This is a genomic window from Streptomyces aurantiogriseus (genome assembly GCF_014649375.1).
GTDB lineage: Bacteria > Actinomycetota > Actinomycetes > Streptomycetales > Streptomycetaceae > Streptomyces > Streptomyces aurantiogriseus.
In genome coordinates, this window is record NZ_BMSX01000009.1 from 58,639 (window position 1) to 74,021 (window position 15,383).

13 protein-coding genes are annotated in these 15,383 nt (G+C 70.0%); 8 read left to right on the forward strand and 5 right to left on the reverse strand.

Features of this window, described 5'->3' with window-relative positions:
• Positions 1–30 precede the first annotated feature (30 nt).
• The gene (locus IE263_RS20000; RefSeq protein WP_189938437.1) at positions 31–2,244 is read left to right on the forward strand and encodes a serine/threonine-protein kinase; all 2,214 of its coding nucleotides are present in this window, start codon (positions 31–33) and stop codon (positions 2,242–2,244) included.
• 32 nt (positions 2,245–2,276) lie between these two features.
• Here IE263_RS20000 and nadA read toward each other — a convergent pair whose 3' ends face one another.
• The gene (gene nadA, locus IE263_RS20005) at positions 2,277–3,461 is read right to left on the reverse strand and encodes a quinolinate synthase NadA (RefSeq protein WP_189938439.1); all 1,185 of its coding nucleotides are present in this window, start codon (positions 3,459–3,461) and stop codon (positions 2,277–2,279) included.
• A 277-nt stretch (positions 3,462–3,738) separates the two neighbouring features.
• On the opposite strand from nadA, the gene IE263_RS20010 reads away from it, so the two are divergent.
• Positions 3,739–4,095 carry a HesB/IscA family protein gene (locus IE263_RS20010; protein ID WP_006135694.1) on the forward strand — a complete coding sequence of 119 codons (357 nt, stop codon included), beginning with the start codon at positions 3,739–3,741 and terminating at the stop codon, positions 4,093–4,095.
• A 72-nt stretch (positions 4,096–4,167) separates the two neighbouring features.
• Here IE263_RS20010 and IE263_RS20015 read toward each other — a convergent pair whose 3' ends face one another.
• Positions 4,168–5,991 (reverse strand): hypothetical protein, encoded by a 1,824-nt coding sequence (locus IE263_RS20015; RefSeq protein WP_189938441.1) that lies wholly within the window; start codon positions 5,989–5,991, stop codon positions 4,168–4,170.
• A 157-nt stretch (positions 5,992–6,148) separates the two neighbouring features.
• Positions 6,149–6,358 carry a hypothetical protein gene (locus IE263_RS20020; protein ID WP_189938444.1) on the reverse strand — a complete coding sequence of 70 codons (210 nt, stop codon included), beginning with the start codon at positions 6,356–6,358 and terminating at the stop codon, positions 6,149–6,151.
• Positions 6,359–6,487: 129 nt separating this feature from the next.
• Between IE263_RS20020 and IE263_RS20025 the strand changes: the two genes are divergently transcribed.
• Positions 6,488–7,462, forward strand: a complete 975-nt coding sequence (locus IE263_RS20025) for a carbohydrate kinase family protein (RefSeq protein WP_189938446.1) — start codon at positions 6,488–6,490, stop codon at positions 7,460–7,462.
• Positions 7,463–7,904: 442 nt separating this feature from the next.
• On the opposite strand, the gene IE263_RS20030 is transcribed toward IE263_RS20025, so the two are convergent.
• Positions 7,905–9,281: a cysteine desulfurase/sulfurtransferase TusA family protein gene (locus tag IE263_RS20030; protein ID WP_189938448.1), complete on the reverse strand. Its 1,377-nt coding sequence runs from the start codon at positions 9,279–9,281 to the stop codon at positions 7,905–7,907.
• A 356-nt stretch (positions 9,282–9,637) separates the two neighbouring features.
• Between IE263_RS20030 and ctaC the strand changes: the two genes are divergently transcribed.
• From ctaC to IE263_RS20050, 4 genes are all read left to right on the forward strand, one after another.
• Positions 9,638–10,597, forward strand: coding sequence for an aa3-type cytochrome oxidase subunit II (ctaC, locus tag IE263_RS20035; RefSeq protein ID WP_189938451.1), 960 nt, complete (start codon positions 9,638–9,640; stop codon positions 10,595–10,597).
• Positions 10,594–12,324, forward strand: a complete 1,731-nt coding sequence (gene ctaD / locus IE263_RS20040) for an aa3-type cytochrome oxidase subunit I (RefSeq protein ID WP_189938453.1) — start codon at positions 10,594–10,596, stop codon at positions 12,322–12,324. Before ctaC ends, ctaD begins: the two co-directional genes overlap by 4 nt.
• Entirely contained in the window at positions 12,321–12,719 is a 399-nt protein-coding gene (locus tag IE263_RS20045; RefSeq protein ID WP_189938455.1) for a cytochrome c oxidase subunit 4, read from the forward strand. The genes ctaD and IE263_RS20045 overlap by 4 nt, the downstream gene beginning before the upstream one ends.
• A gap of 132 nt (positions 12,720–12,851) precedes the next feature.
• Positions 12,852–14,108: a L,D-transpeptidase gene (locus tag IE263_RS20050; protein ID WP_189938457.1), complete on the forward strand. Its 1,257-nt coding sequence runs from the start codon at positions 12,852–12,854 to the stop codon at positions 14,106–14,108.
• A gap of 41 nt (positions 14,109–14,149) precedes the next feature.
• Here the strand turns inward: IE263_RS20050 and IE263_RS20055 are convergent, their stop codons facing one another.
• Positions 14,150–14,551: a response regulator gene (locus tag IE263_RS20055; protein ID WP_189938459.1), complete on the reverse strand. Its 402-nt coding sequence runs from the start codon at positions 14,549–14,551 to the stop codon at positions 14,150–14,152.
• A 180-nt stretch (positions 14,552–14,731) separates the two neighbouring features.
• On the opposite strand from IE263_RS20055, the gene ctaE reads away from it, so the two are divergent.
• Positions 14,732–15,352 (forward strand): aa3-type cytochrome oxidase subunit III, encoded by a 621-nt coding sequence (gene ctaE, locus IE263_RS20060; RefSeq protein WP_189938461.1) that lies wholly within the window; start codon positions 14,732–14,734, stop codon positions 15,350–15,352.
• Positions 15,353–15,383: the final 31 nt, after the last annotated feature.

Here is a 15,383-nt window from a genome sequence, read left to right on the forward strand (position 1 = left end):
ACTGCTCTGCGGGGGAAGGGGATCGGGGCGGTGCCACTGCACAAGGACGACCCGAGGTCGCTCGGCGGATACCGGATCGTCGACCGGCTCGGGGCCGGCGGCATGGGGGTCGTCTACCGGGCCACATCCAGATCCGGCCGGGAAGTCGCCGTCAAGGTGGTGCACGCCCAGTACGTCGAGGACCCCGTCTTCCGCACCCGTTTCCGCCAGGAGATCGAGGCCGTCCGCAAGGTGAGCGGTGCCTTCACCGCACCGGTCGTGGACGCGGACCCGGACGCCGTACGGCCCTGGATGGCCACCCAGTACGTGGCCGCGCCCTCGCTCGCCGAGCGGATCAAGGCCGACGGCCCGTTGCGGGGCGCGGAGTTGCGGCGGCTGGCGTTGGGCCTGGTGGAGGCGCTGCGCGACATCCACCGTGCGGGCGTCGTCCACCGCGACCTCAAGCCCGGTAACGTCCTGATGGCCGAGGACGGGCCCCGCGTCATCGACTTCGGCATCTCGCGCGTGACGGAGAACCAGACGCTCACCGAGACCGGTCACATGATCGGCACCCCGCCCTTCATGTCACCGGAGCAGCTCACGGACGCCCGCTCGGTGGGCCCGGCCACCGACGTCTTCTCTTTGGGCGCCCTCCTGACGTATGCGGCGACCGGCCGCGGCCCGTTCGACGCCGACAGCCCTTATCTGACGGCTTATCGGGTGATGAACGAGGAACCGGCGCTGGAGCACCTGCCTCCGTCTCTGCGCGCGATCGTGGTCCGTTGCCTGGCCAAGTCCGCCGGCGAGCGGCCGACACTGGATGAGCTGCTGAAGGAGTTCGCGGTCATCCTGCCCGAGGAGCGCTCTGCGCCCGGGGACACAGCCACCGTGGCGCTGCGCCGGCCCGTTCCCGAGGCGAGCCGTGCGCCGGTCGCCGTGCCGTCCGCGGGGCGCCGCGGCCGCCTGCTCGCCCTGACCGGGGTGACCGGCGTGCTCGCCGTCGCCCTCGCGGTCTACCTCGTCCTCGGTTCGCTGGAAAGCCGCGGTACCGCGGACGCGGGCCGTTCCAGCACGGCGGCGGCCTCCCGCTGGGCGGCCGTGCCGGCCGGCTGGAAGCCCTGGAGCACCACGGTGCGCGAGGACGCCGAAAGCGGCGTCATCCACGCCCCGGAATCCCCCGGGGACACGGGGACCCCGTCCTGCGCGCTGAACGCCGACGCCGTCTACTGCGCCGGAGGCGGCGTCCCGCCGGTCCGCCTCGACGCGCTGACCGGCCGCACCCTGTGGCGGGCCGACACCGCGCCGTACGGGAAGGAGGCCGGCGGCTACGAGGGGTGGATCCTCGGGGCCCACGACGGGGTGGTGCTGGTGCGGCAGTCCGTGCTCCTCGGGTCGGGGGACGGCCGCACCCCGTCCGTGGTGGCCCTCGACGCCGACACCGGCAGACAGCTGTGGTCCCGCCCGGTGACCGCGGAGAACGGCGCTCCGGGCCTGGCGGGCGGGCTCGCCCTGATCCAGGACGCCGACGGCCGCACGGTGACCGCCCGTTCCCTCCTGGACGGCGCCCGCCGCTGGTCGGCGCCCCTGCCGGCCGACCACTCGTGTGTCTTCGAGGGCTCCGGCGCTGCTCTGTACGCCCTGTGCAGCAGGTACGACGGTGACAGCCCGGGCGTCCGGCTGATCTCGGTCGACCCGGCCGACGGCACGACCCGCCCGCTGGCGACGCTCGCGCCCCACAGCGTCCATCTCGGTGCGCTCGACGACTCGCTGGTGTTCGTGGAGCAGAACAAGGCGAGTCTGGAGAGCTCCTCCGACGACCCGGCGTACGCGCGCGTGGTGCTCGTCGACCGGGCGAGCGGGGCCCGGCGGACGGTGCCACTCGCGGGGGACCCGGCCGGGCAGGCGGCGCTGGTCGGCGGGGTGCTCTGCTTCGCAGCCTCCAACGGCCTGGTCACTGCCGTCTCCCCGACCACGGGCAAGCGGCTGTGGCAGACCCGGACGACCCTGGAACGGCCGGGGCAGCCGATGGCGGACCCGCGGGGTACGGCGGTGTTCCTCGCCAGTGTGACCGGACGGGTGGCCGCCCTGGACACCCGCGAGGGCACCGTGCTGTGGGAGTCCCTCCCGCGCGCGAGCCGGGCGGTGAGCAACGGCTGGACCCCGGCGATGTTCCGCCAGGCGGGCGCGCTCGTGGTGATCACCCCCGACGGGACCGTCTTCTCCGTCGACCCCGCGCACCCCCACAGCACCCCGGCACCGGCGTGACCACGCACGCCGGTGCCGGAGCGCGGTGAGGCCTACGGCAGCGCCAGCATCCGCTCCAGCGCCAGCTTCGCGAACGCCTCGGTCTCCTTGTCGACCTCGATGCGGTTGACCAGCTTGCCCTCGGCCAGGGACTCCAGGGCCCAGACCAGGTGGGGGAGGTCGATGCGGTTCATGGTCGAGCAGAAGCAGACCGTGCGGTCGAGGAAGACGATCTCCTTGCCCTCGGGCGCGAAACGGTTCGCCAGCCGGCGCACGAGGTTCAGCTCGGTGCCGATGGCCCACTTCGAGCCGGCCGGGGCGGCCTCCAGGGCCTTGATGATGTACTCGGTCGACCCGACGTAGTCCGCCGCGGCCACGACCTCGTGCTTGCACTCCGGGTGGACCAGCACGTTCACGCCGGGGATGCGGGCGCGGACGTCGTTCACCGAGTCGAGGCTGAAGCGGCCGTGGACGGAGCAGTGGCCGCGCCACAGGATCATCTTGGCGGCGCGCAGTTCGTCGGCGGTCAGACCGCCGTTCGGCTTGTGCGGGTTGTAGACCACGCAGTCGTCCAGGGACATGCCCATGTCGCGGACGGCGGTGTTGCGGCCCAGGTGCTGGTCCGGCAGGAACAGGACCTTCTCGCCCTGCTCGAAGGCCCAGTCCAGAGCGCGCTTGGCGTTCGACGACGTGCAGATGGTGCCGCCGTGCTTGCCCGTGAAGGCCTTGATGTCCGCGGAGGAGTTCATGTACGAGACGGGCACGACCTGCTCGGCGATCCCCGCCTCGGTCAGCACGTCCCAGCACTCGGCGACCTGCTCGGCCGTCGCCATGTCGGCCATCGAGCAGCCGGCGGCGAGGTCGGGCAGGACGACCTTCTGGTCCTCGGAGGTCAGGATGTCCGCGGATTCCGCCATGAAGTGCACACCGCAGAACACGATGTACTCGGCCTCCGGGCGCGCGGCCGCGTCCCGGGCCAGCTTGAAGGAGTCGCCCGTGACGTCGGCGAACTGGATGACCTCGTCGCGCTGGTAGTGGTGACCGAGGACGAAGACCTTGTCACCGAGCTTCTCCTTGGCGGCGCGGGCCCGCTCCACGAGGTCCGGGTCGGACGGGGAGGGCAGGTCGCCGGGGCACTCGACGCCCCGCTCGCTCTTCGGGTCGGCCTCACGGCCGAGCAGCAACAGGGCGAGCGGAGTCGGCTGTACGTCGAGCTCCGTGGTCTGGGCGGTGGTCACGACACGCACCCTTTCTACTTTTCGTCGAACTGACGCTTAATATCATAACCTGCTTCACGTCACTTTGACGATGGTCATTGCGTCGATGTGACGTGAATCCCTGACCCGACCGCGGCCCGGCCCCGGCGGTTGCTGTTCGCTCCGACGCGCGTGTGCGAGCATGAAAGGCAGGAAGAGGAAAGAAGTGGAAACACGATCCTCGGCCCGGAATGAATCCGCGGCCCCGCCGGTTGCAACCGTCGGCAAGCAGTCTCCGTACAACCCGGGAGAGATGTAGATGTCCGTATCGGACGAGACCACCACCGTCACCGACGGCATCATCCTGACCGACGCCGCCGCGTCGAAGGTCAAGGCCCTGCTCGACCAGGAAGGCCGTGACGACCTCGCCCTGCGCGTGGCCGTCCAGCCCGGCGGCTGCTCCGGCCTGCGCTACCAGCTCTTCTTCGACGAGCGCTCCCTCGACGGCGACGTGGAGAAGGACTTCGGCGGCGTCAAGGTCGTCACCGACCGGATGAGCGCCCCGTACCTGGGCGGCGCCACCATCGACTTCGTGGACACGATCGAGAAGCAGGGCTTCACGATCGACAACCCGAACGCGACCGGCTCCTGCGCCTGCGGCGACTCCTTCAGCTGAGCCGTCCCTGAACGACGCGAAGGCGGCGGCCCCCTCCGAGGGGGCCGCCGCCTTCGCGTACGGGGGAGCGGACTACTGCGGCAGCCGTGCCCCGGGCTTCTCCAGCGGGATCTCCCGGTTGTCCGACCCGACCACGGTCCGCCCGCCGAGCGGCTCGTCCAGCTGAACGGTCTGGTGGAACACCTTGGCGATCAGGATGCAGATCTTGTCGGGTTCGGTCGTCGCGGTCACGGTGACCTTCACCTCGTTCTCGCTCTCGACCGCCGTCGCCTTGTAGGTGGAGCACACCCCGCCCGTGAAGCTCACGGTCAGCTCCCTGCCCTCGGCCGTGTACCCCTCGACCTTCACCTCACTGGTCTGCGCGCCGGAGGCCGGCGGTTCGGACGGCGTGGCCGCCGTGGACGAGACCAGGTACTCCGGCTCGACCGCCGGGTGCGTCACCGTGTAGCCGTCCCCGGCCCCCTCGATCTCGAACAGCCAGGACGGCACGAGCACCTGCCGCCCGCCCGAGGCATGCGGGGCGAGCCCGAACACCGCGTCCCCGACCGTGAGCGACTGCTTCTGCGGAACGTCCGTGGACCCACCGCACGGGCTCTCCAGCCGGTCCTCCAGCGGCACCGGGCTCGCACAGCCGCCGATGCCCATCCGGTGGTCCGTCGCCCCCGGAGCCGCGTTCATCCGGTCCAGCGTCTCCTGCGCGCTCAGCACCGGATACGTGTTCCCCTTCGCCGGCGTCTCCAGCTGCCCGCTCCCGCCGACGACCTCGCCCTGGGAGCTGACGGTGACGCCGGTCGTCCACCCGTAGGTGGGCAGGCCGCCGACCTCGGGGTCCGCGTTCACGACCCGCTGCGCGCCCATGAGCTGGCTCGCGTCGATCTTGGCGTCGTCCTGGCCGACCGCCTTCAGGACCGGCGCCGCCGCCTTCTTCGCGGCCGCCTCGCTCACCGGGTCGCCGGCCGGAGCCACGGGATCCTGGGTGCAGACCTCGGCGCCGCCCTCACAGGCGTCGGTGCCGGGCGCGTACCGGCTGAACGTCCACAGGCCGGGCGCCTGCTTGTTCACCCGCAGCACCGGGCCCGAGCCGTCCTTGCCGGAGCCGACCTTCCACTCCTGCCCCTCGGTGACCGGCGTCCCGTCGACACCCAGCGCGGCCGCCAGCCGGGCCACCTCGTCCTTCGTGACCTGGCCCTTCGCCCAGTACACGGGCGCGGAGTCGGGGCCGTCCGGAAGAGTGCCGTCGGCCCGGTACGTCACCCCGTAGGGGTTCGGCTCGCCGGGTGCGATGCCGTTCGTGGTGCCGCCGGAGGGGCTGCCGGCGTAGTCGTCGAGGACGAGCGCCGGGGGAGTGCCGTCCCCCGAGGGCGCCCCCGCGTCCGAGCCGCCGCCCGAGCCGCCGATCGTGTTCGCGGCGAGGTAGGCGCCCCCGCCGCCCACGAGGAGCACGGCTGCGGCGACGGAGGCGATGAGGACGGAGGAGCGGCGACGGGATCCGGCCGAGGACTCGTCGTCGGCGGAGGAGGCGGCAGCGGGCTCCTCGGCATCGGAGGCATCGGAGGCATCGGGGGTCTCGGAGGTCTTGGGGGCCTCGGGGGTCTTGGGAGCTTTGGAAGCCTCGGGACCTTCCGAAGCCGTGGAAGTCGGGGACCCCGAGGTGGCCGGCTCGGAGGCGGCGCCCTTCTCGGCGCTCTCCTCGTCCTCCTCGACGTTCTCCTCGGCGGTTGCCTCGACGTTCTCCTCGGCGGTTGCCTCGACGTTCTCCGCGCCCGAGTCCCGCGCAGACGTCTCCTCCGAACGGCTCTCCCGCGAACGGGTCTCCCCCGAACGGGTCTCCTCCGGCGTACCCCGGTCCTCCGGCCCGCGCGCGGTGTCGTCGTTGTCGGGTCGCTCGGTGTTCACCGCATCGCTCCTTCGGCTGCCCTGCTGTCGTACCTCACATCCCCTCGACGGGGGACAGCGATGGGACGCGGCGGGGGAGCGCACGGTTCCCTGCCGGGCGCTCCCCGCCGAAGAATTGCCGAAGAAAGCCGACGAACGGCGGAAGAAGGAGTGAGACTCAGTTGCCGTAGTCGGGCATCGCCTCCAGCATCCGTGCCGAGGCCGCCGGGACGGTCACCCCGTGGATCAGGGACGGCGGCACGGGACGGGTGGCGATCTTCTCCGGGGCGGTCCAGTGCGGAGCCATCCGGGCGCAGTCCCCGCGCAGCGACGCCAGGTCGCCTTCGAGGTCGACCGGAGCGGGAGCGTGGACCTTGAGGTTCGTCATAGCGGCACCGTACGCATGGTCGAGCCCGCGAAGAAAGATCTACTATCGGGTAGTTTCGTCTGCTTCAGTGGCGCCGGTCCACCGGGTAGCGTGAACTGTCAATCCACCTCCCACAGGAGAATCCACGCCGTGCGCATCGCAGTCACCGGCTCCATCGCGACCGACCATCTCATGACGTTCCCCGGCCGCTTCGCCGACCAGCTCGTCGCGGACCAGCTCCACACGGTCTCGCTGTCGTTCCTGGTCGACAAGCTGGACGTACGGCGCGGCGGGGTGGGCGCGAACATCGCCTTCGGTATGGGGCAGCTCGGCACGAAGCCCATCCTGGTCGGCGCCGCGGGCGCCGACTTCGACGAGTACCGCGCCTGGCTCGACCGGCACGGAGTGGACACCGAGTCCGTCCGCATCTCCGAGACGCTGCACACCGCCCGCTTCGTGTGCACCACGGACGCCGACCACAACCAGATCGGCTCCTTCTACACCGGCGCGATGAGCGAGGCCCGCCTCATCGAGCTGAAGACCGTCGCCGACCGCGTCGGTGGACTCGACCTGGTCCTGATCGGCGCCGACGACCCCGAGGCGATGCTCCGCCACACGGAGGAGTGCCGCTCCCGGAACATCCCCTTCGCCGCCGACTTCTCCCAGCAGATCGCCCGCATGGACGGCGAGGAGATCCGCATCCTGCTGGACGGCGCGACCTACCTCTTCTCCAACGAGTACGAGAAGGGCCTCATCGAGTCCAAGACCGGCTGGAGCGACGAGGAGATCCTCGGCAAGGTCGGCCACCGCGTCACCACCCTCGGCTCGCGCGGCGTCCGCATCGAGCGGGCCGGCGAGGACCCGATCGAGGTCGGCTGCCCCGAGGAGGAGCGCAAGGCCGAACCGACCGGCGTCGGCGACGCCTTCCGCGCCGGCTTCCTCTCCGGCCTGGCCTGGGGCGTCTCCCTGGAGCGCGCCGCCCAGATCGGCTGCATGCTGGCCACCCTCGTCATCGAGACGGTCGGCACCCAGGAGTACCAGCTCCGCCGCGCCCACTTCATGGACCGCTTCACCAAGGCCTACGGCGACGAGGCCGCCACCGAGGTCCAGAAGCACCTGGGCTGAGTCGGGACCGGCCCTCCCGATCACCCCGGAGCCGTGAGCTCCGGCACCCGAGCCCGCGCGGGGGCACACCCACGCCCCCGCGCCGAGGCCGACCAGCCCCGCAGCCCCGAGCCGGGCCGCGGGGCCCGGTACCCGCGTCGGGCTACGGGTCTCGGCACCCACCTCTGCGGCGGGCTGATCCCACGGGACCTGCCCCAGGGCCTGTCCGGCGGATCATGCCGTAGACGCGGGGCTTGGCACGCCCTCCCCCGCTCTCGGCTTCTCCCCACGCTCGGCTTCGCTCGCGCGGCGGGACCCCCATCGCGCCGACGCCCTCCTCCGCCTTGCAGCTGGACGCTCTCCCACGCTCGAACAGCCTCGCGCCGGGGGGACCCCATCGCCCCGCTCACCTGCGTTGATGAGTCATCGCCGGCTTCCCGCGACCTGATCCGCCGGACAGGCCCTAGACGAGTCGGCGGACGACATAGGCCGAGCCCCGGTCCGCCGGCTCCTCGCCCATGTACTCCTGCCCCCGCATCGCGCACCACGCCGGGATGTCGAGCCGGGCCGCCTCGTCGTCCGACAGGACGCGGACCGTGCCGCCGACCGGCACGTCCCCGATGACCTTCGCCAGCTCGATGACGGGGATGGGGCAGAGCTTGCCGAGGGAGTCCACGACCAGCTCGTGCTCCCGTACGACAGCCGTGGGCGCGGGCGCCCCCAGCTTCTCCCGCACCCCCGCCACCGCCCCCGGCAGCACCGCGAGGAACCGCTCCACGTCCTCCTCCGCCGTCCCCGGCGGCAGCGACACCCGCACGTTCCCCTCACTCAGCACCCCCATCGCCTTCAGCACATGGCTGGGCGTCAGCGTGCTGCTCGTGCACGACGACCCGGACGACACGGAGAAACCGGCCCGGTCCAGCTCGTGCAGCAGAGTCTCCCCGTCGACATAGAGACACGAGAACGTGACGACCCCGGGCAGCCGGCGCTCCGGATCCCCGACCACCTCCACATCCGGCACCAGGTCCGGCACCCGCGCCCGGATCCGCTCCGTCAACTCCCGCAGCCGTACCGCCTCGGCCACCGCCTCCGCGCGCACCGCCCGCAGCGAGGCCGCCGCCGCCACGATCGCCGGGATGTTCTCGAACCCGGCCGCCCGCCCCGACTCCCGCTCGTCCACGGGCCCTCGGGGCGCGAACCGCACGCCCTTGCGCACCACCAGCAGCCCCACCCCCGACGGCCCGCCCCACTTGTGCGCACTCGCCGTCAGCAGCGACCAGGGCCCCTCCACCGGCCCCCACCCCAACGACTGGGCCGCGTCCACCAGCAACGGCACCCCCGCCTCCCGGCACACCTCGGCCACCGCCGCCACCGGCTGCTCGGTCCCCACCTCGTGGTTGGCGGACTGCAGACAGGCCAGCGCGGTGTCGGAGCGCAGGGTTTCCTCGTACGACTCCACGGTCACGGCCCCCGACCGCAGCACCGGCACCCGCGTCACGACCCCGCCGTCCGCCTCGAACACCTCCGCCGAATGGAGCACCGAGGAGTGTTCGACGGATGACACGATCAGGTGGCGCCCCACCCGCCGCCGCCCCGCCAACGCCCCCGCGACACCGCTGTGCACGGCCCGCGTTCCCGACGAGGTGAACACCAACTCGTCCGCCCGGCACCCGACGGCCTCAGCAGCGGCCTCCCGGGCCGCGTCGATCAACATCCGCGCCCTGCGCCCCTCCCGGTACAGCCGAGCGGGATCGGCCCATCCCTCGTCGATCGAGGCCAACAAGGCCTGACGAGCCACGGGATGAAGGGGAACGGCGGAGGCGGCATCGAAGTAGGACACAGGTCAACGCTAGAGCTTGGGGAGGGCAGCGGACCTCAAGGGGCGGCGCTGTTTCGATGTGGGGCGCCACCGCGACGGGGGTCCCCCGCTCGAGCGCAGCCGAGAGTGGGGGGCGACCAGCCACAATCCACCCGCACACGCCCAACAAGCCCCATCCCCGAGCTATTAGGCGCCCCGTCCCACCCCTTCGGGGTCACCCGCGGCGCGTATGCCACCCTCCCCGCGAACCCCCGGAGGGCGTCGGCTAGGGTTTGGTCCGCATAAACATCCAAACCCCTGCCCGACGCAGGGCGGCGACCGACCAGCGAGAAGGCCGCAGCCAACACGCGCGGGCGAGACTCTCGGGAAGGCGCTACGTGAGTCCCAACGGCTCCGACCGCTCGCCGCGGCGCCCGATGCGGCGGAAGCTGCTGCAGGCAATGACCGCGGGCCTGGTCCTGGCGACCGCCACCGGTTGCACATGGGAGGACTTCCCCCGCCTTGGTATGCCCACCCCCACCACGGAAGAGGCTCCGCGGATCCTCTCCCTGTGGCAGGGATCCTGGGCTGCCGCGCTCGCCGTCGGCGTGCTGGTGTGGGGCTTGATCTGCTGGAGTGCGATCTTCCACCGGCGCAGCCGCACCAAGGTGGAGGTTCCTCCGCAGACCCGGTACAACATGCCGATCGAGGCCTTGTACACGGTGGTCCCGATCATCATCGTGTCGGTCCTCTTCTACTTCACGGCCCGTGACGAGTCGAAGCTGCTCAGCCTCGAGAAGAAGCCCGATGTCACGGTCAACGTGGTCGGCTTCCAGTGGAGCTGGTGCTTCAACTACATCGAGAACGTCGACGGTTCCACCGGTGACGCGAAGACCGACGAGAACCTGAACGCGATTCCGGACCGGTACAAGAAGGACTTCCCGGCCGACGCGGGCGGCGTCTACACCTGCGGCACCCCCGGTGAGCGGAACCCGCAGACCAACAACCCCGGTCCGACCCTCTGGCTCCCCGAGGGCAAGACGGTCCGCTTCGTCCTCACGTCGCGTGACGTCATCCACTCCTTCTGGGTGGTGCCGTTCCTGATGAAGCAGGACGTCATCCCGGGCCACACCAATGCCTTCCAGGTGACCCCCAACAGGGAGGGCACCTTCCTGGGCAAGTGCGCCGAGCTCTGCGGCGTCGACCACTCCCGGATGCTGTTCAACGTGAAGGTCGTCTCCCCCGAGCGTTACGAGCAGCACCTCAAGGACCTCGCCAAGAAGGGGCAGACCGGTTACGTTCCCGCGGGCATCGAGCAGACGAGCCACGAGAAGAACCGGGAGACGACAAACCTGTGAGCATCCTCAACGAACCCCAGGGTGCCGCGGCAGCAGGGTCCCACTATGCGGACGAGCTGCCGGTCCGGCGCCAGCGCCGCGGCGAAGTCGTCGTCAAGTGGCTGACCACCACTGACCACAAGACGATCGGCACGTTGTACCTCGCCACCTCGTTCGCGTTCTTCATCATCGGTGGCGTGATGGCGCTCCTGATGCGCGCCGAGCTGGCCCGCCCGGGCCTGCAGCTCATGTCGAACGAGCAGTTCAACCAGGCGTTCACGATGCACGGCACGATCATGCTGCTGATGTTCGCGACGCCGCTGTTCGCCGGCTTCGCGAACTGGATCATGCCGCTGCAGATCGGCGCGCCCGACGTGGCCTTCCCCCGGCTGAACATGTTCGCCTACTGGCTGTACCTGTTCGGCTCGCTCATCGCCGTCGGTGGCTTCCTCACCCCGGACGGCGCGGCCGACTTCGGCTGGTTCGCCTACTCCCCGCTGTCGGACGCGGTCCGCAGCCCGGGCATCGGCGCCGACATGTGGATCATGGGTCTGGCCTTCTCCGGCTTCGGCACCATCCTCGGCTCGGTCAACTTCATCACCACGATCATCTGCATGCGCGCCCCGGGCATGACCATGTTCCGCATGCCGATCTTCACCTGGAACGTGCTGCTGACCGGTGTCCTGGTCCTGCTGGCCTTCCCGGTCCTGGCGGCCGCGCTGTTCGCCCTGGAGGCGGACCGCAAGTTCGGCGCGCACATCTTCGACTCGGCCAACGGCGGCGCGTTGCTGTGGCAACACCTCTTCTGGTTCTTCGGACACCCAGAGGTGTACATCATCGCCCTGCCGTTCTTCGGAATCATCTCCGAGGTCATCCCGGTGTTCTCGCGCAAGCCGATGTTCGGTTACATGGGCCTGATCGCGGCGACCATCTCGATCGCCGGTCTGTCCGTGACGGTGTGGGCGCACCACATGTACGTCACCGGCGGTGTGCTGCTGCCCTTCTTCTCCTTCATGACGTTCCTCATCGCCGTCCCGACCGGCGTGAAGTTCTTCAACTGGATCGGCACGATGTGGAAGGGCTCGCTGTCCTTCGAGACCCCGATGCTGTGGGCGACGGGCTTCCTGATCACCTTCACCTTCGGTGGTCTGACCGGTGTCATCCTGGCCTCGCCGCCGATGGACTTCCACGTCTCCGACTCGTACTTCGTGGTGGCGCACTTCCACTACGTCGTCTTCGGCACCGTCGTCTTCGCGATGTTCTCCGGCTTCCACTTCTGGTGGCCGAAGTGGACCGGCAAGATGCTGGACGAGCGCCTCGGCAAGATCACCTTCTGGACGCTGTTCGTCGGCTTCCACGGCACGTTCCTGGTGCAGCACTGGCTGGGCGCCGAGGGCATGCCGCGCCGGTACGCGGACTACCTGGCCGCCGACGGCTTCACCGCCCTGAACACGATCTCGACGATCAGCTCGTTCGTGCTCGGTCTGTCGATCCTGCCGTTCTTCTACAACGTGTGGAAGACGGCCAAGTACGGCAAGCCGGTCGGCGTCGACGACCCGTGGGGCTACGGCCGCTCCCTGGAGTGGGCCACCTCCTGCCCGCCGCCGCGGCACAACTTCCTCACCCTGCCGCGGATCCGCAGCGAATCCCCGGCGTTCGACCTGCACCACCCCGAGATCGCCGCGCTCGAGCAGCTCGAGCACGCCGGTGCCGGTGCCATCGCGGGCAGCAAGGAGGCCGGCAAGTGAAGATCCAGGGCAAGATGTTCATCTGGCTGAGCGTCTTCGTCCTCGCCATGGCGGTCGTCTATGGCGTGTGGTCGAAGGAGCCGGCCGGCACCACGGCCCTCTTCCTGGCCTTCGGCCTGTGCATCATGGTCGGCTTCTACCTGGGCTTCACCGCCCGGCGGGTCGACACCGGTGCCCAGGACAACAAGGAGGCGGACGTCGCGGACGACGCCGGCGAGCTGGGCTTCTTCAGCCCGCACAGCTGGCAGCCGCTCTCCCTGGCCATCGGCGGCGCCCTCGCCTTCCTGGGGGTCGCGGTCGGCTGGTGGCTGCTGTACTTCTCCGCCCCGCTGATCCTCATCGGCATCTGGGGCTGGGTCTTCGAGTACTACCGCGGTGAGAACCGCACCCAGTAACACGCGCTGAACGCGGCAGGAGCCCGGACACTCCGTCAGGAGGGTCCGGGCTCCTGCCTTTGCCGCAATGCACATCACCCGTCCGTGTCTCCCGGCGCGCCGCCGTTGACATGGCTCCCTAGCGTGATCCTCATGAGCCACTCACCCCGCCCCCGCACCGTCGTCAGCTGCACGCTGCTGGTGATCGCCCTGGTCGAGGGCGCAACCGCCTGCGACTCGGACGGCAACCCGCTCGCCTCGCGTCCCTACGACGCGACGGACCAGATCTCCTTCAACGGCCCCCGAGCCGAAGGCAGGAAAGCAGACCCGGACAAGCCCCTGGAGATCACCACGGAGGATTCCGGCGGCCGCATCACGGACGTCACCGCCGTGGACGCCGCGGGCCGCTACGTGGCCGGCGAACTCGCCGCCGACGGCAGCCGCTGGCACAGCACCGAGCCCCTCGCCGCCAACGCCCGCTACACGGTCCGCGTGAGCACCGAGGACGAGGACGGCGCCCCCGGCCGCCGGGTCCTCACCTTCGACACGGGCATGCCCAGCACCAAGAAGCTCCTGACGGTGACGTTCGGCCCCCAGACGGGCACCTACGGCGTCGGCCAGCCCGTCACCGCGGAACTGAGCCAGCCCATCAAGGACGCCGCCCAGCGCGCCATCGTCGAACGCGCCCTCAAGGTCGACGCCAAGCCCTCCGTGCAGGGCGCCTGGCACTGGGTGGACGACAAGAAGCTCCACTACCGCCCGAAGGACTACTGGCCCGCCCACGCCGCGATCCGCGCCCACAGCAACCTGGACGGCATCAAGGTCGGCGACCGCCTGTGGGGCGGCAGAACCCAGGACCTCGAACTCACCATCGGTGACCGCGTCATCGCCCTCACCGACGCCTCGGCGCACAACCTGACCGTGTTCAAGAACGGCGAGGAGATCAAACGAATACCGGTCACCACCGGCAAGCCCGGCTTCGAGACCCGCAACGGGGTCAAGGTCGTCCTGGGCAAGGAGTACTTCGTACGGATGCGCGGCACCACCGTCGGCATCGCCGAGGGCTCCGCGGAGTCGTACGACCTGCCCGTCTACTACGCCACCCGCGTCACCTGGAGCGGCGAGTACGTCCACGCCGCCCCCTGGTCCGTCGGCTCCCAGGGCTACGCCAACGTCAGCCACGGCTGCACCGGCATGAGCACCGCCAACGCCGCCTGGTTCTTCGCGAACGTCCGCCAGGGCGACATCGTCCAGGTCGTCAACAGCTACGGCCACACGATGGAGACGTTCGGCAACGGCTTCGGTGACTGGAACATCGACTGGACGAAGTGGACCACGGGCAGCGCCTTGACGAGCGGCGAGCAGAGGCCCCGACAGGACACGTCAAGACTGCGGCCCACGTCCGTGTAGGCGCCCGCACCCCGTCAGCCGCGCAGGCGCCCGCACCCCTCTCAGGCGCTCAGCAGCCGCTTCCTCCGCAGCAACGAAGCCAACGCCCCCGCGAACTCCACCGGCTCCACGGGCAGCGTCACAGCCGCGTCAGCCCGGCTCCAGGTGGCCAGCCACGCGTCCTGGGGCCGCCCGATGAGCAGCAGCACCGGCGGGCACTGGAACACCTCGTCCTTGATCTGCCGGCACAGCCCCATACCTCCCATGGGCACCGCCTCGCCGTCCAGGACGACGACATCGATGCCGCCCCTGTCCAACTCCCGCAGAACCGCCGGAGGCGTCGCGCACTCGATGAACTCGACCAGGGGCGCATCCGGAGCGGGCCGGCGGCCGGCGGCCAACCGCACCTGCTCGCGGGTGGTGGCGTCGTCGCTGTAGACCAGCACCGTGGCGGTCGCCTGCATGGTTCCTCCGCGTCATTGGGTGTGGAACATCCGGGTACCGATGAGGCGGATGCTACTCCCCTCAACAGCCTGTCAACACCTGTCGGAACAGGGCTCCGATGGGCCATACGGGCCCTCCGCACAGTGCGAACACTCCGAACGGCACCCCCCGGAGTGAGGGCGGGATAAGCGACCGACATAATGTCGGTCGTGGCGACAGCAACGACAGTAGAAACCGGGCACGCGCACCCGTCGGTCAACCGGCCGAACCTCACCAGCGTCGGAACCATCATCTGGCTGAGTTCCGAGCTGATGTTCTTCGCGGCCCTCTTCGCGATGTACTTCACCCTGCGATCGGTGACGGGACCCGAGTTCTGGAAGGAGAAGGCAGATTTCCTGAACTTCCCGTTCTCGGCGACCAACACCACGATCCTGGTGCTCTCCTCCCTCACCTGCCAGCTCGGCGTGTTCGCCGCCGAGCGCGGTGACGTCAAGAAGCTCCGGGGCTGGTTCATCGTCACCTTCATCATGGGTGCGATCTTCATCGGCGGCCAGGTGTACGAGTACACCGAGCTGGTCAAGCACGAGGGTCTCTCGCTCTCCTCCGACCCCTACGGCTCGGTCTTCTACCTGACCACCGGCTTCCACGGCCTGCACGTGACGGGCGGCCTCATCGCCTTCCTGCTGGTCCTCGGGCGCACCTACGCGGCCAGGAGGTTCACCCACGAGCAGGCGACCGCCGCGATCGTCGTGTCCTACTACTGGCACTTCGTCGATGTCGTCTGGATCGGCCTCTTCGCCACGATCTACATGATCAAGTAGCCGGGCCCGATCCCGCACCCATCCCAGAAGC